This is a genomic window from Shinella yambaruensis (assembly GCF_022899355.1).
Classification (GTDB): Bacteria; Pseudomonadota; Alphaproteobacteria; order Rhizobiales; family Rhizobiaceae; genus Shinella; species Shinella yambaruensis.
In genome coordinates, this window is the sequence record NZ_JALJCK010000008.1 from 132,607 (window position 1) to 150,024 (window position 17,418).

The window sequence follows — 17,418 nt, forward strand, 5'->3', positions numbered from 1 at the left end:
CGCTCAGTCCAGACTTTTCGCCAGGATGCGGGCGAGGGCGGCGACCTCCCTTTCCAGGCGCTCCGGCGTGATCCCCACGAAACGGCCTTCCAGGCTGACGGCGATGACGCCGTGCACGGCGGAGAAGAAGGTGCGGGCGCGGATGGCGATGTCCTCGGCGGTCGCACCCGGCATGCGGCCGGCGAGCGGCCCGGCGATGAGGCCGATCAGGAAGGCATGTTCGGCAAGGTGCCAGTCCGGCACGGGCACGCCCTCCGGCATGCGGTGCTCGAAGAGGGCGGCCCAGAGGTTCTTCTCGGCCTGCGCGAAGCCGAGATAGGCAAGCGAGAGACTGAGGAAGGTCTGCTCGATGGTGGCGTCCGGCGGGATCGCGCGTTCCAGCGCCGCCTCCAGCCGCTTCAGCGTGCCGGAGTTCACGGCGAGGATCAGCCCGTCGAGATCGTCGAACACCGTATAGAGCCCGCCGAGCGCCGCGCCCGCGCGTTCGGCGATGTCGCGGGCGCGCAGGCCCTTCAGGCCCTGGTCGCGGATCAATTGTGTCCCGGCCGTGACCAGCCGCGTGCGCAAGTCCTCCTTCTTCGCCTGCCGCTTCGCTGTCATCGATCCCGTTCTCCTGTTTTGAACGTTGTTCATTTTCTGTATTGAACATCGTTCATTTTTATGCGACAAGATTATTGAACATTGTTCATACAGGGAGAGAGAAAAATGTTCAAACAGATCCTGACATTGGTGCGCGGCCGCGCGCACGAGGCGGAGGAAGCCTTTGGCGACCGCCATGCCCTTCCCGTCCTTGCCCAGCAGATCCGCGACGCGGCCCGCGGCGTCGAGGCGGCGCGCCGGGCGGTGGCCGTCGCCATCGCGCAGAACCGGCTGGAGGCGGAAAACGCCGAACGCCTCGCCGCCCGCATAAAGGATCTCGAAGCCCGCGCCATCGCCGCGCTCGAGAAGGGCCGCGAGGACCTTGCCATCGAAGCCGCCGGCTCGATCGCCCGCCTGGAGACCGAATTGCAGAATGCCCGCCAGGTCGAGGCCGAATTTTCCGGCGGCATCGACCGTCTGAGACAGGCGGTGCGGCAGAGCGAGATGCGGCTTTCGGCGCTGCGCCGCGGCGAGCGGCTCGCCTTGGCGCGCGACCGCACCCGCCGCCTCGCCCACGACGCGCCGGGTGAAAACACGCTTGCCGATGCCGAGGCGACGCTTGCCCGGCTGGAGCGGCGCCAGCGCGAGGCGGAACTGACCGCCGAGGCCCTCGCCACGCTGGAGACCGGCCCGGACCCGGCCGCGCTCGCCGAAAAGCTCGCCGCCGCCGGCTGCGGCCGCCCGCTGGTGACAAGCGCCGACGAGGTGCTCCAGCGCCTGCGCAGCCGCATGAACGCCCACTGACAAACGGAAGGGACCACTGCCATGAACGACAGCCTGATGAAACATTCGCCCGCCTGGACGACCTTTTCCTATGCCAGCTTCGGCCTTGCCGCCTTCATGCTGGCGCTCGGCCTCTATCTCATGCCGCTCGATCTCTGGGGCAAGGGCTATCTCGCCATGGGCATCCTGATGCTGGTGCAGACGACGGTGAACGTCACGAAAACCCTGCGCGACAACCAGGAAGCCGAGAAGCTGCTGCGCCGCATCGACGACGCCAAGACGGAAAAGCTGCTGCTCGGCATCAAGAGCGACGAGGCTTGACCGGAAAATCGGCCCTGCCGCCCGATCGGTGAACGAAGCGGCAAGGCTTTTTCCCTAGAGCAGTTCCAGCAAAAGCGCGCAGCGGTTTGCGTCCGGAATTGCGTAAGACAAACAGACAGGGCGTTTTCGCGAAAGCGGAAATGCGCGAGAAATCCCGCAGGATGGGAGACACGCCGTGCAACAGAACCTCATGACCTCCCGGCGCTTCGCGCCGCTCTTCTGGACCCAGTTCCTGTCGGCCTTCAACGACAACTTCCTGAAGAACACGCTGGTCTTCCTCATTCTCGCGACGATGGCGGCGGAGGAGGCGGGATCGCTGGTGACGCTCGCCGGCGCCGTCTTCATGGCGCCGTTCCTGCTGTTCTCCGCCCTCGGCGGCGAGCTTGCCGACAAGTTCGACAAGGCCGTCATGGCCGAGCGGCTGAAGCGGGTGGAGCTCGCCGCCGCCGCCGTCGCGGTCGTCGGCCTCGCCTTCCACTCCGTCGCGGTGCTGATGGTGGCGCTCTTCCTCTTCGGCGTCATCTCCGCCTTGTTCGGCCCGGTCAAATACGGCATCCTGCCCGATCATCTGGAGCGCAGGGAGCTGCCGCGCGCCAATGCCTGGATCGAGGGCGCGACCTTCATCGCCATCCTCGGCGGCACGCTGGTCGCCGGCCTTGCCGCCGCCGATGGCGTCAACCCCTGGCTCTTCGGGCCGATGATGCTGGGCCTGGCGCTCGCCTGCTGGCTGTCGAGCCGCTTCATCCCCCGCGTCGGCGCGAAGGCCCCGGACCTTGCCGTCGAGCGCAACGTCTTCCGCTCCACCGGCCGCCTCGTCAATGCCCTGCGCGGCGACAAGCGGCTGTGGCGCGCGGCGCTGATGGCCGCCTGGTTCTGGCTGGTCGGCGCCATCGTGCTCTCGCTGCTGCCGCCCATGGTGAAGGGCAATCTCGGTGGCAGCGAGACGGCCATCACCGCCTATCTCGCCGTCTTCGCCGTCGCCGTCGGCGTCGGCTCGGCCATCGCCGCCTGGATGTCGGCCGGCCGCATCGTGCTGTTGCCGGCCCCGCTCGGCACGCTGATCATGGCGCTGTTCGGCCTCGATCTCGCCTGGAGCGTCGGCCATGCCGGCGCCGCCGCCCCGGCCGAAACGCTCGCCGCCTTCTTTTCCGGCCCCTATGCGATCCGCATCGCCATCGACCTTGCCGGCATGGCGATCGCCGGCGCCTTCCTCGTCGTGCCCACCTTCGCCGCGCTGCAGGCCTGGGCGGAGGAGGACCAGCGCTCCCGCGTCATCGGCGCGGCCAACGTGCTCTCCGCCGGCTTCATGACGGTCGGCGGCGGCCTCGTCGCGGCCCTGCAGGCGGCGGGCGCCTCGACGCCGATGCTGCTCGCCGGCCTCGCGCTCGCCAATATCGCCGCCGCCTGGATCATGCTGAAGACGCTGCCGACCAATGCCTTCCGCGATTTCATCTCCATCCTCTTCCGCGCCTTCCTGCGGCTGGAGGTGGACGGCCTCGACAACCTGAAGAAGGCCGGCAAGGCGCCGATCATCGCGCTCAACCACGTCTCCTTCCTCGACGGCGCGCTGGCTTTGGCCCTCACCGACGAGGAGCCGACCTTCGCCGTCGACTACACTATCGCCAAGGCCTGGTGGGTGAAGCCCTTCCTCAAGATGTGCAACTTCCTGCCGCTCGACCCTTCCAAGCCGATGGCGACGCGCACGCTGATCAAGACCGTCAACAACGGCGAGCCGCTGGTCATCTTCCCGGAAGGCCGCATCACCGTCACGGGCGCGCTGATGAAGGTCTATGACGGCGCCGCCATGGTGGCCGACAAGACCGGCGCGATGGTCGTGCCCGTGCGCATCGACGGGCTGGAGAAGAGCTATTTTTCCCGCCTCTCCTCGCTGCATGTGCGCCGCCGGCTGTTCCCCAAGGTGAAGGTGACGATCCTGCCGCCGGTGCGCCTTTCCGTGCCGGCCGAGCTGAAGGGCCGCAAGCGCCGCATGGCGGCGGGCGCCGAGCTCTACCAGGTCATGTCCATGCTGATGTTCAGCACCACGGACACCGGCACCACCGTGCTCGAAAAGGTCATCGAGACGGCGAAGGAACGCGGCATGCGGCGCCTTGCCGTGCAGGACCCCGTCACCGGCTCGCTCACCTATGGCAAGCTCCTGATCGGCGCCGCCGTGCTGGGCGCGAAATTCAGGGCGCTCTACCCGCAGGACAAGACCCTCGGCGTGCTGCTGCCTAACGCCAACGGCTCGGTCGCCACCCTCCTCGGCGTCATGTCCGCGGGCAAGGTGCCGGCCATGCTGAACTTCACGGCCGGCGCGGCGAACATCCTCTCGGCCTGCAGGGCCGCCGAGGTGCGCCGCGTGCTCACCTCCCGCGCCTTCGTCACCCAGGCCAAGCTCGGCCCCGTCGTCGAGGAGCTGGCCAAGGCGGTAGAGATCGTCTGGCTGGACGACCTGCGCCAGACCATCGGCGTCAGGGACAAGGCGCTCGGCTTCCTGCGCAGGGGCCGGCCGCTCGCCGGGCGCAAGGCGGACGACCCGGCCGTCGTGCTCTTCACCTCCGGCTCGGAGGGCACGCCGAAGGGCGTGGTGCTGACCCACCGCAACATCCTCTCCAACGCCGCGCAGGCCGCCTCCCGCATCGATTTCCATTCGGGCGACAAGGTGTTCAACATCCTGCCGGTCTTCCATTCCTTCGGGTTGACGGCGGGCACCATCCTGCCGCTCGTCTCCGGCGTGCCGGTCTATTTCTACCCCTCGCCGCTGCACTACCGGATCATCCCGGAGCTGATCTATTCCTCCAACGCCACCATCATCTTCGGCACGGACACCTTCCTCAACGGTTATGCCCGCACCGCGCATCCCTACGATTTCCGCTCGATCCGCTACTGCTTCGCCGGCGCCGAGCCGGTGCGCGCCACCACGCGCGCGCTCTACATGGAGAAGTTCGGCGTGCGCATCCTGGAAGGCTACGGCGTCACCGAGGCGGCCCCGGTCATCGCGCTCAACACGCCGATGTTCAACAAGGCCGGCAGCGTCGGCAAGATCATGCCCGGCATGGAATACCGGCTCGATCCCGTTCCCGGCGTCGAGGAAGGCGGCCGCCTCTTCGTGCGCGGCGCCAATGTCATGGCCGGCTATCTGCGCGCCGAAAACCCCGGCGTTCTGGAGCCGACGCCGGACGGCTGGCACGACACCGGCGACATCGTGACGGTCGACGAGGAGGGCTTCATCACCATCCGCGGCCGCGCCAAGCGCTTTGCCAAGATCGGCGGGGAAATGGTCTCGCTCGCCGCCGTCGAGGCGCTGGCCGGCGAACTCTGGCCGGGAAGGCTCTCCGTCGTCGTCTCCCTGCCGGATGCCAAGAAGGGCGAGCGCCTGGTCCTCCTCACCGACGCCCCCGACGCCACCCGCGCCGCCTTCCTGCGCTTCGCCAAGGAGAAGGGCGCGATGGACATGATGGTGCCTTCGGAGGTGACGGTCGGCCCGGTGCCGGTGCTCGGCTCCGGCAAGGTGGATTTCGTGACGGCGCAGAAGCTGCTGGCGGAACGGGCGAAGGCGGAAGCGGCGGCCTGAGGCTTCGGCGGTCGGTCGCAGCCCAGGCGGGTTCCGGCAGAGAGATCCGCAACCCGCTCCGCCGTCATGGTCGGGCTTGCTGTAAAGCCCGACCATCCACAGGCCGCGGGTGCCGCGTGGATCCTCGGGGCAAGCCCGAGGATGACGCTGGTGGGTGAGGGGAGGGGCTTCGAAAACGGAACCGCCTCTTTACGGCGGTTGGTCCAGCACAAGCTCCCCCGCCGGCAAGCGATATTTCGGCAGCATGACAGGCGCCGGGCCGACGCGCAGCACGTTGACCAGCCGGTGGTTCGCCGGCAGTGCGAAACGCCGGCGCAGGGTCTCGGCGGCTTCGGGCACGTCGGCGAGAACCGCCATCGGCCAGCCGGCAAGGCCGAAGCGGGTGAAATCCAGCCAGAACCGATAGAAGGCCCGGCCCGTCGCGACCGGGCTTTCGTCTTGCGGGCGGTGGAACAGCAGGCAGGCCGCCGCGGTCATCGTCCTGCCGGCCTCGGAGACCAGCGTCCTGGCAAGGCCGAGGCGGTCGGCGAGGGCGAAGAGCGGCGAGGCGAGCACCGTGCCCGCCACGGCGCCCTCCAGCCGGCCCATGCGCAGGGCCTCGAGATTGAGGCCGTCGAGGGCATAGGCGGGGTGGCGCGGCGAAAGGCGCATCCAGAGGACGAGTTCGTCGCGGAAAGGCCGCCCGCGCATGACGGTCAGGCTCGCCTCGTCGTTGAGCGCGGCGATGAAGGCGAGGGTGTCCTTTCCGCCGGCGAAGGCCACGTCGTCCCTCCGCCCTGCCCAGCCCTCGAGGCTTGCCGGCGTCTCCGGCGGTGCGGGCGAGAAGGCGCCGCGCCAGGTGAAGCGTTTCTCCGTCCATGCGGCGAGCGGCGAGGGCGCCGCGTCCCCGCCCGGGGTGACGCGGGCGGCCAGCCGGTAGCCGGGGCGCCATTGGGCGTCTTCCGCCCAAAAATCCTCCACCGCGGCCCCGAGACCGCGCCCGGCGAGCGCCATCACCAGCCCCTCCAGCGCCGCGCCGCAGGAAAGGCCCATGTCGCGGTTCGTCGGATCGCCGATGGCGAGGCGCCGGGAAAGATCGGCGAGGACCAGGATGCGGCCCTCCGCGTCCAGCGCAAAGCGCGCCGGCTGGGTGTTGTGCGTGGAGGGCGCGCGGTTCGCCTCGGCGGCGAGGGGTGTCAGCGTGGCGCGGTCGATCACAGCGTCCTCCCGAAAAGATGCAGCCGGTGCAGCGGGCGGGCGCCGGCCTTTTCGGCCTGGCGCAGGCTCGCGGCATTGGCATCGGCGATCCAGGTGCCGCCGGCGGTCTCATAACCGGCGGCTTTCATTTCGCCGAGGATGTGGGCGAGCATCAGCGGGTTGAGGCCGCGGCCCTGATAGGCCGGCTTGACGCCCTGGAAGATGACGACGGCGCGGCGGCGCCGGAGGCGATGCTTGAGGAGATGCCAGGGCGCGGAAAGGCCGAGGCGCGACCCCATCGCCTTCAGCATCGGGTTGACATCGGGAATGGCGATGACCGCGCCCGCCGGCGCGCCGTCCTTTTCCGCGACGGCGGAGATACGCGGGTCCATGATCCACTTCATCTCCTTCGCCTGGAATTCGTATTCCGCGCGGCTGACGGGCACGAACATCGGGTTGCCGGCAAAGCTCTCGTTGAGGATGAGCCGCGAATCCTCCAGCCGGCGGTCCAGCGTTTTCCGCCGGATCGGCGAGAAGGAGAAGCCGTCGGCGCGCAGCGCCCGCATCTCCGCGCCGTCGAGAATGCCGCCGAGCGGCGCGGCGCGGATGTCGATCTCGAAGGTGGTCATGGGAAAGGACGGCGAGTAGCCGCGCTTTTCCAGAAGGCGCGGCAGGTGCGGCGGTCCCCAGACCTGGTCCGTATAGGGCGCGTGCTCGAAGCCGCCGGTCATGATGCCGACCTGCTGCATGGCCGTGAGGTTGAAATTGCCGAGGATCTCGGAAAAGCCCCTCTGCCGCGCCCAATCCTCCGCCCGTTCGAGAAGGGCGGCGGCGACGCGCTCGTCGTCGGCGCAGTCGAAATAGCCGAAGTAGCCGCGTTTCAGGCCGAAGCGGGCATTGGCGGCGCGGTGCACATGGGCGGTGATGCGGCCGCGCACCGCGCCGTTCTCATGGGCGGTGAAGACGGCGAAATCATCCGGCGCTTCGAAGAGCGGGTTCGTCTTCGCCGACAGGAAGCGCTTGAGGTCGCTCCGCATCGGAGAGACATAGGGCGTGTCCGCATAGACCGCGAAGGGCGCGGCGAAGAAGGCGTCGATATCGCCCTCACGGATCTCGATCATGTGTTCTCTCCGAAATCAGGAGCGCCATGCGCTGGACGACCTTCAGCTCCGCCTCGGCGCCCGGCGTGGCGGAGACGGAGGGCATGTTGAGCGCGATCAGCCGGAAGGGCTTCCGCGAGACCAGCATCACATGGGTCGCCTCGTATTTCTCGGTCAGCCAGGCGAGCTGCTCGGCGTCCGCTTCCGAAAGGCCGGATGTCTCCGTGGCGCGCAGCAGCGGGCGGGCGGCGGTGAGTTCCTTCAGGCCGGCAAGGTCGAGATCGGCGAGCTCCGCCTCCTCGAGCAGGAGCGCGCCCTCGACCAGCGGATGGTTCTGCAGTTCCTTCAGGAAGCCCAGCGTGTCGTCGATGCGGTCCTCGGCAAGGTGCCGGATGAGGCTCTGGCGGCGCTGCTCGGTTCTGAGGCCGATGCCGTCCTTCCAGATGACGCCGAGCAGCGCCGCCGCCGTGACGACGCTGGCGGTGCGGGCGAGCGCGGCGGCGTCAAGGTCGTTCTCGATGCCGATGGCAAGCGCGGCGATGAGGGCGACGGCGGTGAGGATGACGAAGGAGACGACGGTGTCGCGGTGGCCGACGGCGCGTTGGCCGAGGCTGATCAGCAGCCAGCAGAGGAAGAGGATGGCAAGACCGCCGAGCCGCACCGGCAGGTCCACATAAGCCGAGCGGAAATCCGTGACGAGCAGCGGCAGGATGAGCAGCAGCGACAGGGCGATGCGGTCCACCGCCTGGTTTTCCGCCCGGGAGAGGCTCTTTCGGTCGCGCGTGACGGCCATGTGGCCGGCGAGCGCGAAGGTGACGAGCTGGTAGAGGAAGAGGCCCACCAGCCGCCAGGGATCGGCAAGGGAGGCGGGCAGGAAGGCGAGGACGGCGAAGGCGGCCGCGCCGCCCGCGGCGATCCATTTGGTGAGGCGCGGGGCGTGGCGGCGCATCAGGCCCTCGGCGACGAGCACCGTGGCGAGCGGCACGAGGCCGGCGGCGACGATCGTCGCGGCCTCGAAGAGGAAGAGGCCGGTCCACCAGGCAAGGACGCGGCCGATCATCAGCGCGGCGAGCACCTTGAGGCCGAAGAGGAAGCGGCGCGTCAGCGGGCTTCCGGCATCGAAGGTGCGGATGGCGCGGATCAGCACGACGAGCCCCAGAAAGGCGGCGAGCGAGATGAACGTGTCGGCGACGGTCGGCGCGATCATGGCGCGGCGAGCCGGTTGAGGAAGCGCCGCACCAGGGGGCGCAGGAGCGCGGCGACGAGGGCGCTCCGCGGACGCTCGACGCGGCCGGCATAAGGATTGAAGAACCAGCCGCGGCAATCGGCGCCGTGCTTCCTGCCGAGCACGGCGTTGATCGCCTCATAGGCCATCAGCATGCCCGTCGAGATGACCATGGGCGCGAAGGACATGCGGCTGCGCGTGCCGGCCACCACCTCGCCGGCAAGCTTGAGGTCGACATGGTGGCGGGAGGAGGAATGCACCATCACATGCTCCGCCTCGCGCAGGAAGGCCTGCGCGCGCTGGTCGGGCGTGAGCGCGTTCCAGGCGGTGCCCGTCGTCGGGTAGCCGAGGCGCTCCTCCGGCATCGGGTCCGCGGGGCGCGTCACATAGACGGAGGGCAGCGGCGCGGCATAGGCGTCGATCACCGTCTTTTCGTGGCGGCGGGCGGTGCGGTAGAGGAGCAGGCTCGCGCCGAGATCGTCCGTGCCGTTGATCACCACGTCGGCGCCGGACACGATTTCTTCCGCATGCTCCGTCCAGTCGGGGCCGAAGACGGTGATGGCGAGCGCGGGATTGATCTTCAGGCACAGGTCGCGTGTCGCCTCGGCCTTCGGCTGGCCGACCGTGTCGGTGAAGCAGAAGACCTGCCGGTTGAGGTTGGACACTTCGAAACGGTCGATATCGGCAAGCACCAGGCGGCCGATGCCGGCGCGCGCCAGGGCCTGGATGGCCGCGCCGCCCATGCCGCCGGTGCCGCAGATAAAGACGGTGGCGCCCTGCAGCCGGCGCTGCTCCGCCGCGCTGACGAAGCCGATGTTGCGGGTGGTGAAGGTCTCGTAGGAAAAGCTCATCGGGAAGGCCTCAGGATGCCCCATTGGCGGCGGCCGTCCGCCCAGTGCATGAGGGGCAGCACCAGCCGCTGCACGAGGATGACGAAGCTTGCCACCGCGAGCCGGCCGAGCGCATTGCGCGGCACGCTTTCGAGGAGGTAGCGCTGGGCGGCGTTGAGATCGAGCTGGCCGATCTGCAGGAGGTCGTCGCCGCGGTCGTAGTCGAGTTCGGCGGCGCAGAAATCGTTGTACTCGGCCTTGCGGTGTTTCGGTGCCGCCTCGAATGTCTTCTTCAGGTTGTCCGAGCCGCCGGTATAGGCATCGGTGATGACGAAGCGGTCGGCATCGAAGCCGGCCTCCTTGCCGACGCCGAAGACATGGCGATGGCCGGCCATGATCTCCGTCGCGATCAATTGCTGGCGCAGCGAGCGCCGCGCGCCGCGGGTGGGCGAGGGAAAGACGTCGGAGAAGGTCTCGGCCACCATGCCGGCGACGGCGGGCACCTGGGTGACGTTGGAAATCCAGAGCGGGCGCAGCTGGTTGCGCAGGAAGAGCAGGAAGCAGGTGAGGCCGTAGAGCACCCACGAAAGGCCCTGGCTGCGCACGGCGGGGTCGATCATGACGAGGCCGAGATGCAGCACCTCGACCGGCTTTCCCGACAGCGAGAGCGAGATGACCGGCAGCGCATTGAAGGCGACGGGCGTGCCGTCGGAAACGCGGTAGACGAGCGTGACGATGGTGCGCTGGAGCACGTCCTCGCGCTCGGAGAAGACGCCGTAGTCGAGATCGCCGCCCGGCACCGCCCGCCCCGCCACCTTGCGCAGCTCCGCCCGCAGCCCGGCGATCTCCCGCTCGGCCATCCACAGGCCGGGAAACTCGACGATCCGGGCGCGAAAATCGGACGAGGTCTTGAAATCGAGGTCGAGGCGCTTCTTCAGGACGACCGAGATGAGATTGTACAAGGGACCGATCCGATGAACGAGGACACGCGCTGGCCGCAGTGTGGCGGCCGAGAGGTAAGATTTGGTTTAACGCGGCGGGTAGGTGGTTTGTAAGGGGGTATTGTGTGAAACGCATGGAGCGGGTGCACGGCTGCACCCCCCTCTGCCCTGCCGGGCATCTCCCCCACAAGGGGGGAGATCGGCAGGAGGCAAGAGCCTTGCCCGATCGGCAACACTGGAGATGGGCGAAACGGCCCTCCATCCAATCTCCCCCCTTGTGGGGGAGATGCCCGGCAGGGCAGAGGGGGGTATCAGCGTGCACCACGCCCTATCGGGCAGAACGCCCGCCTACCTCGACGCCCGCGCGAGGCTGCGGCCGAGGACGCCGAGGAAGATGGCGAAGAACCGCCTCGGCCCGTCCTCGGCCGCCGGCGTGAGGTCGCCGAAGTGCGCGGCAAGGGACCGGTAGCAGGCGAGCCTGCCGGGGGCGACATAGGCGGGAGCCGCCGCGGGGGACTGGCGCAGGCAATACCAGTCGACGACGAGATCGAGGAGGGGGATGGCCTCCAGCAGGCCCGTATCGAGGCTGCCCGGCGGCGTGCCGTCCGCCATCAGCCGGGAGAGATCGGCGAGCGTCATGCGCCGCGCCATGTCCGCCATGTCCGCCGGCCACTCCTTCGGCAGGAAGCGGTGGACGACGAGGGCGCGCATGTGGCGGTGCAGGAAGTCGCCGTAGTCGCGGGCGGCGAGCGCCGGGTCCGGGGCATGGCCGGCACGGGCCTGCTCGGCCCGGTAGAGCGCGAGGAGATCGTCATCGAGCGGCGTTTCGGCAAGCGAGACGGTCTCGACGGACGGCGCCCCATCCCCCGTCCCGATCACGACGAAGCCGGCGGGAAAGGCGACGAGCGAGGGCACGGCGATGTTGACGAGGCGGCGGCCACCGGCATCGTGGCACGAGCGGGCCTCGACATGCAGGTGCCCGCTGAAATGCAGCGACAGGCCGGCGGCGGCAAGCGTTTCGGCGACGAGCGGGCGGGGCGTGCGCTTCGCGACGGTCGTTTCACCGAAGAGCGCGCGCTCGCTGTCCGTCTCGTCCTCGAAGGGATCGAGCACGGGATAGTGGGAGAAGGCGAGGAGCGTCTTGCCCTTGCGCGCCGCCCGCGCCGCGACATCGGCGATCCAGGCGAGGAGATAGGGTTTGACACGCAGGAGCGCGTTCCAGCCGGCATCGGAACTGTCGAGGAAGGCCTTCTTGCGGGCGATGTCGCGCCGGCCGTTGCGCGGCTCGAAGACATTGGCGTCGATCATCAGGAGCCACAGGCCGTCCTCCGGCTCGACCAGGTAGGAGGCGTCCACCAGCCGCCGCACGGTGCCGCCGTCGGCGGAGCGGAGGTCGTGCTCGCGCGCGGCGGGCGCGTCATCGGCGCCGAAGGGCGTTTCGAAATGAAGGTCGCCGGGGCGGCGGAAATAGCCGAAATCGCCGAGCGCGCGGATGCCTGCCGGCACGCCGTCGCAATACATCTTCTCCGTCACGACCGGATGGCCCGGATCCTCCGCGGCCTTCTCCGCATCGCTCGTCACCAGCACCGTGCCGCCCCCGGCATGCACATAGCGGGTGTCGCGGTGCTTGCCGAGCGGGCCGAACACGTCGTGGTTGCCCGGTGTGGCGTAGAAGTTGAGGCCGTGGCGGTCGCGATAGGCGGCAAGCAGCCGCACGAGGCTCGCCACCGTGCCGCGCTGGCCGTCGTCGGTATAGTCGCCGAGCAGGACGACGTGGCGGATGCCCATGGCGACGATCCGGTCGAGCGCCGCGGGGAGGGCGGTAAAACTCTCGTTGAAGACGCGGGTGGAGCGGACGGTGTCGGCGAAGGTGCGCACCGTCAGCCTGCGCCCGTTCACGACGATGCCGGGAAAATCGTAGTCGCCTTCGATATCGTGGAAATGGGCGTCCGCGATGACGGCGACGCGGGCCATGGGGCCTACGCCCGCCTGCGGTAGAGGAAGTAGCGCTTGCTGTCGACGGTGGCGGGCAGCGCCAGGGGCTCCAGCGCCGCGTGGTCGAGCGGCAGGCCGCTGATGGCGATGCCGCCGGCGCCGAGCGCGCGGGCGACGATGTCGGGCAGCCAGGTCAGCGTGACCGCGTCCTTGTCGTCATAGCCGGTGCCGATATCGGCGTGGACGAGCGCGGCATCCGTGCCGGCAAAGGCCCTTGCCGTCTCGACGATCTCGCCGAGCACCAGGTCGCCCGGCGGCGGCGTGGAGGAGGCATGCGCGCCGAGCGCCCGGTCGAAGGCGACGATGCGCCGGCCGGGGAATTTCTCGCGCAGGTGATCGAAGGTCCGGCCGTTGCCGAGGCCGATCTCGAGGATCGCGCCGTCCTCCGGCAATGGCAGGGCCTGCGCGACATGGTCGATGACGTCGCGCTGGGCGGACATGCGGCGGATGAAGCTTTCGAGGCGGCTCATGCGGGATCTCAGGCCTTGAGGATCGTGTCGGCGGCGATGCCGCGCCGGGCGAAGACGTTGCGCGTGTCGACGATCAGCGCGCCCCATTCGGCCAGCGCCGCATAGTCGACATCGTCATGGTCGGTAGCGATCAGGATCGCGTCGAAGGCGCGGATATCCGCCTCGTCCCAGGCGACCGACGGGCGGCCGCGGAAGGCGCCGTATTCGCGGGTCGGCGGGATTTCCGGCACATGCGGATCATAGTAGCTCGCCGCGCCGCCGCGCTCCTCGATCAGCTCGATCAGCTTCAGCGACGGGCTTTCGCGGATGTCGGGCACGTTCTTCTTGTAGGCGAGGCCGATCACCAGCACCTTCGAGCGGCTCAGCGCCTTGCCGGCGCGCCGGTCGAGCGCCTCGGCCAGCCTGCCCACCACATGGCGGGGCATGGAAGAGTTGATCTCGCCGGCCAGCTCGATGAAGCGGGTCGGCAGCTCGTGGGCGCGCGAGGCCCAGGTGAGGTAGAAGGGATCGATCGGGATGCAATGGCCGCCAAGGCCCGGGCCGGGATAGAAGGGCATGTAGCCGAAGGGTTTTGAGCTTGCGGCGTCGATCACCTCCCAAATGTCGATGCCCATGGCCTCGTAGACGACCTTCAGCTCGTTCACCAGGGCGATGTTCACCGCGCGGAAAATGTTCTCCGTCAGCTTCACCGCTTCGGCCGTGGCGGTGGAGGAGACGGGCACGACCGTCTTGACCACCGCGCCGTAGAAGGCGGTGACGAGCGCCTGCGCCGCCGCGCCGTCGCCGGCGACGACCTTCGGGATGGTCGAGGTCTGGAACTGGCGGTTGCCGGGATCCTCGCGCTCCGGCGAGAAGCCGAGGAAGAAATCCGTGCCGGACGTCAGGCCGCCGGCCTCCAGTGTGCGGCGCACCAGGCCGTCGGTCGTGCCGGGATAGGTGGTCGATTCCAGGACGACGAGCTGGCCGGGGCGCAGCGTCGCGGCGATGTCGCGGCAAGTCTGCTCCACATAGCGCATGTCGGGGTCGCGGTGGCGCGTCAGCGGCGTCGGCACGCAGATGGCGATGACGTCGCATGCGCCGAGCCTTGAGAAATCGCTCGTCGCGGCAAAGCGGCCGGCGCGGTGCTCGGCGGCAAGGATATCGCTCGGCACCGCCTCGATATAGCTGCGCCCGGCCTCGATCGCGGTGATCTTGCCGGGATCGATGTCGAAACCCGTCACGGCAAAGCCGGCGCGGGCGGCGGTGATGGCGAGCGGCAGGCCGACATAGCCGAGGCCGATGACGCCGACGCGCGCTTCACGAGACGTTATTCGGGCCAGCAGCGTCTCGTGGGAAAGCAAGGCAGTTGGCATCGGCACTCCGCGCACATATACAGGACCGCGCGTTGAGATGGGAGAGTTTGGCCGGCCTGTCAACCCTTGCCGTCCGGCCCCGCCGGGCGCGCAGCATGGTGGGCCGCAAAGCCGTGCCGCGGTTCGCGGCGCCAGGGCGACGATGAGAAAGGGCCTGCGGGCGAGCATGAAGATCGCGTTCTACGCCCCGCTGAAATCGCCGGACCATGCCGTGCCCTCGGGCGACCGGCTGATGGCCCGCCAGCTTATGGACTGCCTGAGGCATGCCGGCCATGCGGTCACGCTCGCCTCGCAGCTGCGCGCCTTTTGCGGCGACAGCGACGATGCGGCGGCCTATGCGGCGCTCGGCACGCGGGCGGCGGCGGAGGTCGAGCGGCTTTCGGCGCGCTGGCGGGCGGAGCGCTTGCCGGACCTCTGGTTCTGCTACCATCCCTATTACAAGGCGCCGGACCTGATCGGCCCTCCGCTCTGCAAGCGCTTCGGCGTCGCCTATGCCACGGCGGAGGCCTCCTATTCCGGGCGCCGCAATGTCGGCATCTGGCGCGACATGCAGGCGCGGGTGCTGGAGGCGGTGCGCGGCGCGGCCGTCAATATCGGGTTCACCGCCCGCGACCGGGCGGGCCTTGCCGCCGCCGCGCCGGATGCGGTCATTGCGCCGCTGAAGCCCTTCATCGACGCGGCGCCGTTCGCCGGGCAGGCCGCACGGCCGGAGCCGGGCCACCTCGTCACGGTGGCGATGATGCGGGCCGGCGACAAGCTGGAGAGCTTTCGCGCGCTCTCTGCGGCGCTGCGGCTGATCGAGGATCGGCCCTGGCGCCTTTCGGTGGTCGGCGACGGGCCGCTCAGGGCCGAGGTGGAAGCGCTGTTTTCCGGCTTTGGCGACGGGCGCATCGCCTGGCTCGGGCAGAAGCCGCAGACCGCGGTGGCGGAGGTCCTGGCCGGGGGCGCGCTCTATGTCTGGCCGGGCTGCGGCGAAGCCTATGGGCTCGCCTATCTGGAGGCGCAGGCCGCCGGCCTTCCGGTCGTCGCCTGGCGGACGGCGGGCGTTCCGGAAGTGGTCGAGGACGGCGAGACGGGGCGCCTCACCGCGCCGGGCGATCCCGCCGCCTATGCGGCGGCCATCGCGGCCCTCCTGGACGACGCGGCGGAGCGCCGGCGCCTTGCGGAAAAGGCCCGCGCCCGCGTGCTTGCCGACCATTCGCTACCGGCCGCCGCCGCGGCGCTGGATGCCATCGTGCGGAACACTGTGGGAGAGACGGGATGACGCTGCCTGCCTGCGCAAGACCCCTTACGGACGAGATCGCCCGCCGGGCTGCGGCGGGCAGACCGCTCCGGCTGTGGCTGCGCGACGACGATGCGGTGGCGCCGACCGCGGCGCTCGACACGCTCCTGGCGCTGACGGCGCGCCACGCAGTGCCCGTGCTCATCGCCGTCATCCCGGCCTTCACCGGCGCGGCGCTGGCGGCGCGGCTGGCCGAGGCCGCGCTGGCGCGCGTGGCGGTGCACGGCTGGGCGCATGAGAACCATGCGGGACCCGGCGAGAAGAGCCAGGAGCTCGGCGCCCACCGGCCGGCGGAGGCGGTGCTTGCCGAGCTTGGCCGGGGCTTCGAACGGCTTTCCGCGCTCCATGCCGAGCGCTTCGTGCCCATGCTGGTGCCGCCGTGGAACCGCATCGCGCCGGCTGTCGTCGACGGCCTGCCGTCCCTTGGCTTCAAGGCACTCTCCGTCTTCGGCCCGGAAAAGCCCGCGCCGCTCGCCGTGTGCAATACCCATGTCGACATCATCGACTGGCGCGGCACGCGGGGTGCCCGGCCGGCCGAGGCGGTGATCGCCGATCTCGTGCGCGTCTCGCAGACCCATGACGGCCCGATCGGCCTCCTGACCCACCACCTCGTGCACGACGCGGCGGCCTGGGCGCTGATGGCGCTGATTTTCGAGGCGACGGCCGGGCAGGCGGGGTGCGTCTGGGAGCGTGCGGAGGATCTGGTCAGATAGGGCGGCGGGTTGCCGGGGGCCTCCTCCAGCGCCGCTTTGCCCTTCTGGCGCCGCTTGCAAGGGCGGTGGGTTGGCGTGCCGGAAAGAGGCGAGGGCGCCATGACCACCCCCCTCTGCCCTGCCGGGCATCTCCCCCTCAAGGGGGGAGATCGGCAAGAGGTGAAAGCCTCGCTTCATCAGCAGCGCTGGAAAGGGCGAAACGGCTCTCCATCCAATCTCCCCCCTTGAGGGGGAGATGCCCGGCAGGGCAGAGGGGGGTGCCCGCCGCCTGTCGCGCCGCAGGAAACGACTCCCGCAAGTAGCCCACCGTTCCTGCATTGCGCTACATGCCCAGATCGCAGCCTTCGCAGGCAGCGAGCGGATGATCACAGAAATATGAAGGCGCAAGAGCGCGGCGAAGGCGGCTAGTCCCTTGTTTCTGCCGCAATTCCTTGGCAAATCCAGCCGGCGCCGCAAGGTGCTTCGCGGAACGGGGTCCTCCCGCCGCAACGGCGGAAAATCCGGCAATGGAACGCCTTTGCAGCGCGCGAAAGGGCTTTCGGAAAAGGATGAGGAAAGAGGCCGCACGCAGCAGCCATCCGGTCGGCCCGAAAGGGACGTTCAGGAGATGCCGGCAGTAAAGGCCGACGGAGCGGTCCTCAGTGCGCGGTGGCGAGCCGTTCGCCCATCACGCGCATGGTTTCGGCCATGCTGCGGGGGCAGGACGAGAGGACCTTGAGGAAGCAGTCCTTGCGGATGCGCAGTGCTTCCACGACCGTGGAGGCCTTGACGGTGGCATTGCGGGTCGTGCCGCAAAGGATGGCGATCTCGCCGACGACCGAGCAGCTGCCGGTCGATGCGATCTTCTCGTCTCCCGAGGGCCCTTCCTTGTAGACGTCGACGACGCCCGAAAGGACGACATAGGCGGCATCGCCCTCATCGCCCTGGTGGAAGAGTTCCTGGCCTTCACGGTAGCTCACCCGGTCCGAAGCGAAGGCGAGCAGTTTCAGCTTGCCTGCATCGATGCCCGAGAACAGCGGGACCCGTCGTAACATCTGCACTTCGTCGTTCAAGATCATAACAGTCAACCGCCTCGAA

General features: G+C 69.1%; 15 protein-coding genes. 5 read left to right on the forward strand and 10 right to left on the reverse strand.

Annotation, left to right across the window (positions count from 1 at the left end; all coding sequences use genetic code 11):
• Positions 1–3 precede the first annotated feature (3 nt).
• Positions 4–600, reverse strand: coding sequence for a TetR/AcrR family transcriptional regulator (locus MUU56_RS19545; RefSeq protein WP_244768962.1), 597 nt, complete (start codon positions 598–600; stop codon positions 4–6).
• Positions 601–705: 105 nt separating this feature from the next.
• Between MUU56_RS19545 and MUU56_RS19550 the strand changes: the two genes are divergently transcribed.
• The 3 genes from MUU56_RS19550 (at position 706) to MUU56_RS19560 (ending at position 5,257) form a co-directional block, all read left to right on the forward strand.
• Positions 706–1,383, forward strand: coding sequence for a PspA/IM30 family protein (locus tag MUU56_RS19550; protein ID WP_244768963.1), 678 nt, complete (start codon positions 706–708; stop codon positions 1,381–1,383).
• Between the two features lie 21 nt (positions 1,384–1,404).
• Positions 1,405–1,683, forward strand: a complete 279-nt coding sequence (locus MUU56_RS19555; RefSeq protein WP_244768964.1) for a YiaA/YiaB family inner membrane protein — start codon at positions 1,405–1,407, stop codon at positions 1,681–1,683.
• A gap of 175 nt (positions 1,684–1,858) precedes the next feature.
• On the forward strand, positions 1,859–5,257 hold the full coding sequence (locus MUU56_RS19560; protein WP_244768965.1) for an acyl-[ACP]--phospholipid O-acyltransferase: 3,399 nt from the start codon (positions 1,859–1,861) through the stop codon (positions 5,255–5,257).
• Between the two features lie 189 nt (positions 5,258–5,446).
• Here MUU56_RS19560 and MUU56_RS19565 read toward each other — a convergent pair whose 3' ends face one another.
• The 8 genes from MUU56_RS19565 to MUU56_RS19600 form a co-directional block, all read right to left on the reverse strand.
• Positions 5,447–6,454, reverse strand: a complete 1,008-nt coding sequence (locus tag MUU56_RS19565) for a hypothetical protein (RefSeq protein WP_244768966.1) — start codon at positions 6,452–6,454, stop codon at positions 5,447–5,449.
• Positions 6,451–7,554: a GNAT family N-acetyltransferase gene (locus MUU56_RS19570; protein WP_244768967.1), complete on the reverse strand. Its 1,104-nt coding sequence runs from the start codon at positions 7,552–7,554 to the stop codon at positions 6,451–6,453. The genes MUU56_RS19565 and MUU56_RS19570 overlap by 4 nt, the downstream gene beginning before the upstream one ends.
• Positions 7,538–8,740, reverse strand: coding sequence for a hypothetical protein (locus tag MUU56_RS19575; protein ID WP_244768968.1), 1,203 nt, complete (start codon positions 8,738–8,740; stop codon positions 7,538–7,540). The genes MUU56_RS19570 and MUU56_RS19575 overlap by 17 nt, the downstream gene beginning before the upstream one ends.
• Positions 8,737–9,609 carry a ThiF family adenylyltransferase gene (locus tag MUU56_RS19580; protein ID WP_244768969.1) on the reverse strand — a complete coding sequence of 291 codons (873 nt, stop codon included), beginning with the start codon at positions 9,607–9,609 and terminating at the stop codon, positions 8,737–8,739. The genes MUU56_RS19575 and MUU56_RS19580 overlap by 4 nt, the downstream gene beginning before the upstream one ends.
• Positions 9,606–10,550 carry a hypothetical protein gene (locus MUU56_RS19585; protein ID WP_244768970.1) on the reverse strand — a complete coding sequence of 315 codons (945 nt, stop codon included), beginning with the start codon at positions 10,548–10,550 and terminating at the stop codon, positions 9,606–9,608. The genes MUU56_RS19580 and MUU56_RS19585 overlap by 4 nt, the downstream gene beginning before the upstream one ends.
• Before the next feature lie 327 nt (positions 10,551–10,877).
• Positions 10,878–12,503, reverse strand: coding sequence for a metallophosphoesterase family protein (locus MUU56_RS19590; protein WP_244768971.1), 1,626 nt, complete (start codon positions 12,501–12,503; stop codon positions 10,878–10,880).
• 5 nt (positions 12,504–12,508) lie between these two features.
• Positions 12,509–12,994 carry a class I SAM-dependent methyltransferase gene (locus MUU56_RS19595; RefSeq protein ID WP_244768972.1) on the reverse strand — a complete coding sequence of 162 codons (486 nt, stop codon included), beginning with the start codon at positions 12,992–12,994 and terminating at the stop codon, positions 12,509–12,511.
• 8 nt (positions 12,995–13,002) lie between these two features.
• A complete protein-coding gene (locus tag MUU56_RS19600) occupies positions 13,003–14,346 on the reverse strand; it encodes a nucleotide sugar dehydrogenase (protein ID WP_244768973.1) in 1,344 nt (447 codons plus the stop codon).
• A gap of 166 nt (positions 14,347–14,512) precedes the next feature.
• Between MUU56_RS19600 and MUU56_RS19605 the strand changes: the two genes are divergently transcribed.
• Entirely contained in the window at positions 14,513–15,610 is a 1,098-nt protein-coding gene (locus tag MUU56_RS19605; protein ID WP_244768974.1) for a glycosyltransferase family 4 protein, read from the forward strand.
• Positions 15,607–16,341 carry a polysaccharide deacetylase family protein gene (locus MUU56_RS19610; RefSeq protein ID WP_244768975.1) on the forward strand — a complete coding sequence of 245 codons (735 nt, stop codon included), beginning with the start codon at positions 15,607–15,609 and terminating at the stop codon, positions 16,339–16,341. The genes MUU56_RS19605 and MUU56_RS19610 overlap by 4 nt, the downstream gene beginning before the upstream one ends.
• Before the next feature lie 638 nt (positions 16,342–16,979).
• Here the strand turns inward: MUU56_RS19610 and MUU56_RS19620 are convergent.
• The gene (locus MUU56_RS19620; RefSeq protein WP_023512973.1) at positions 16,980–17,399 is read right to left on the reverse strand and encodes a cyclic nucleotide-binding domain-containing protein; all 420 of its coding nucleotides are present in this window, start codon (positions 17,397–17,399) and stop codon (positions 16,980–16,982) included.
• Between the last annotated feature and the right edge of the window lie 19 nt (positions 17,400–17,418).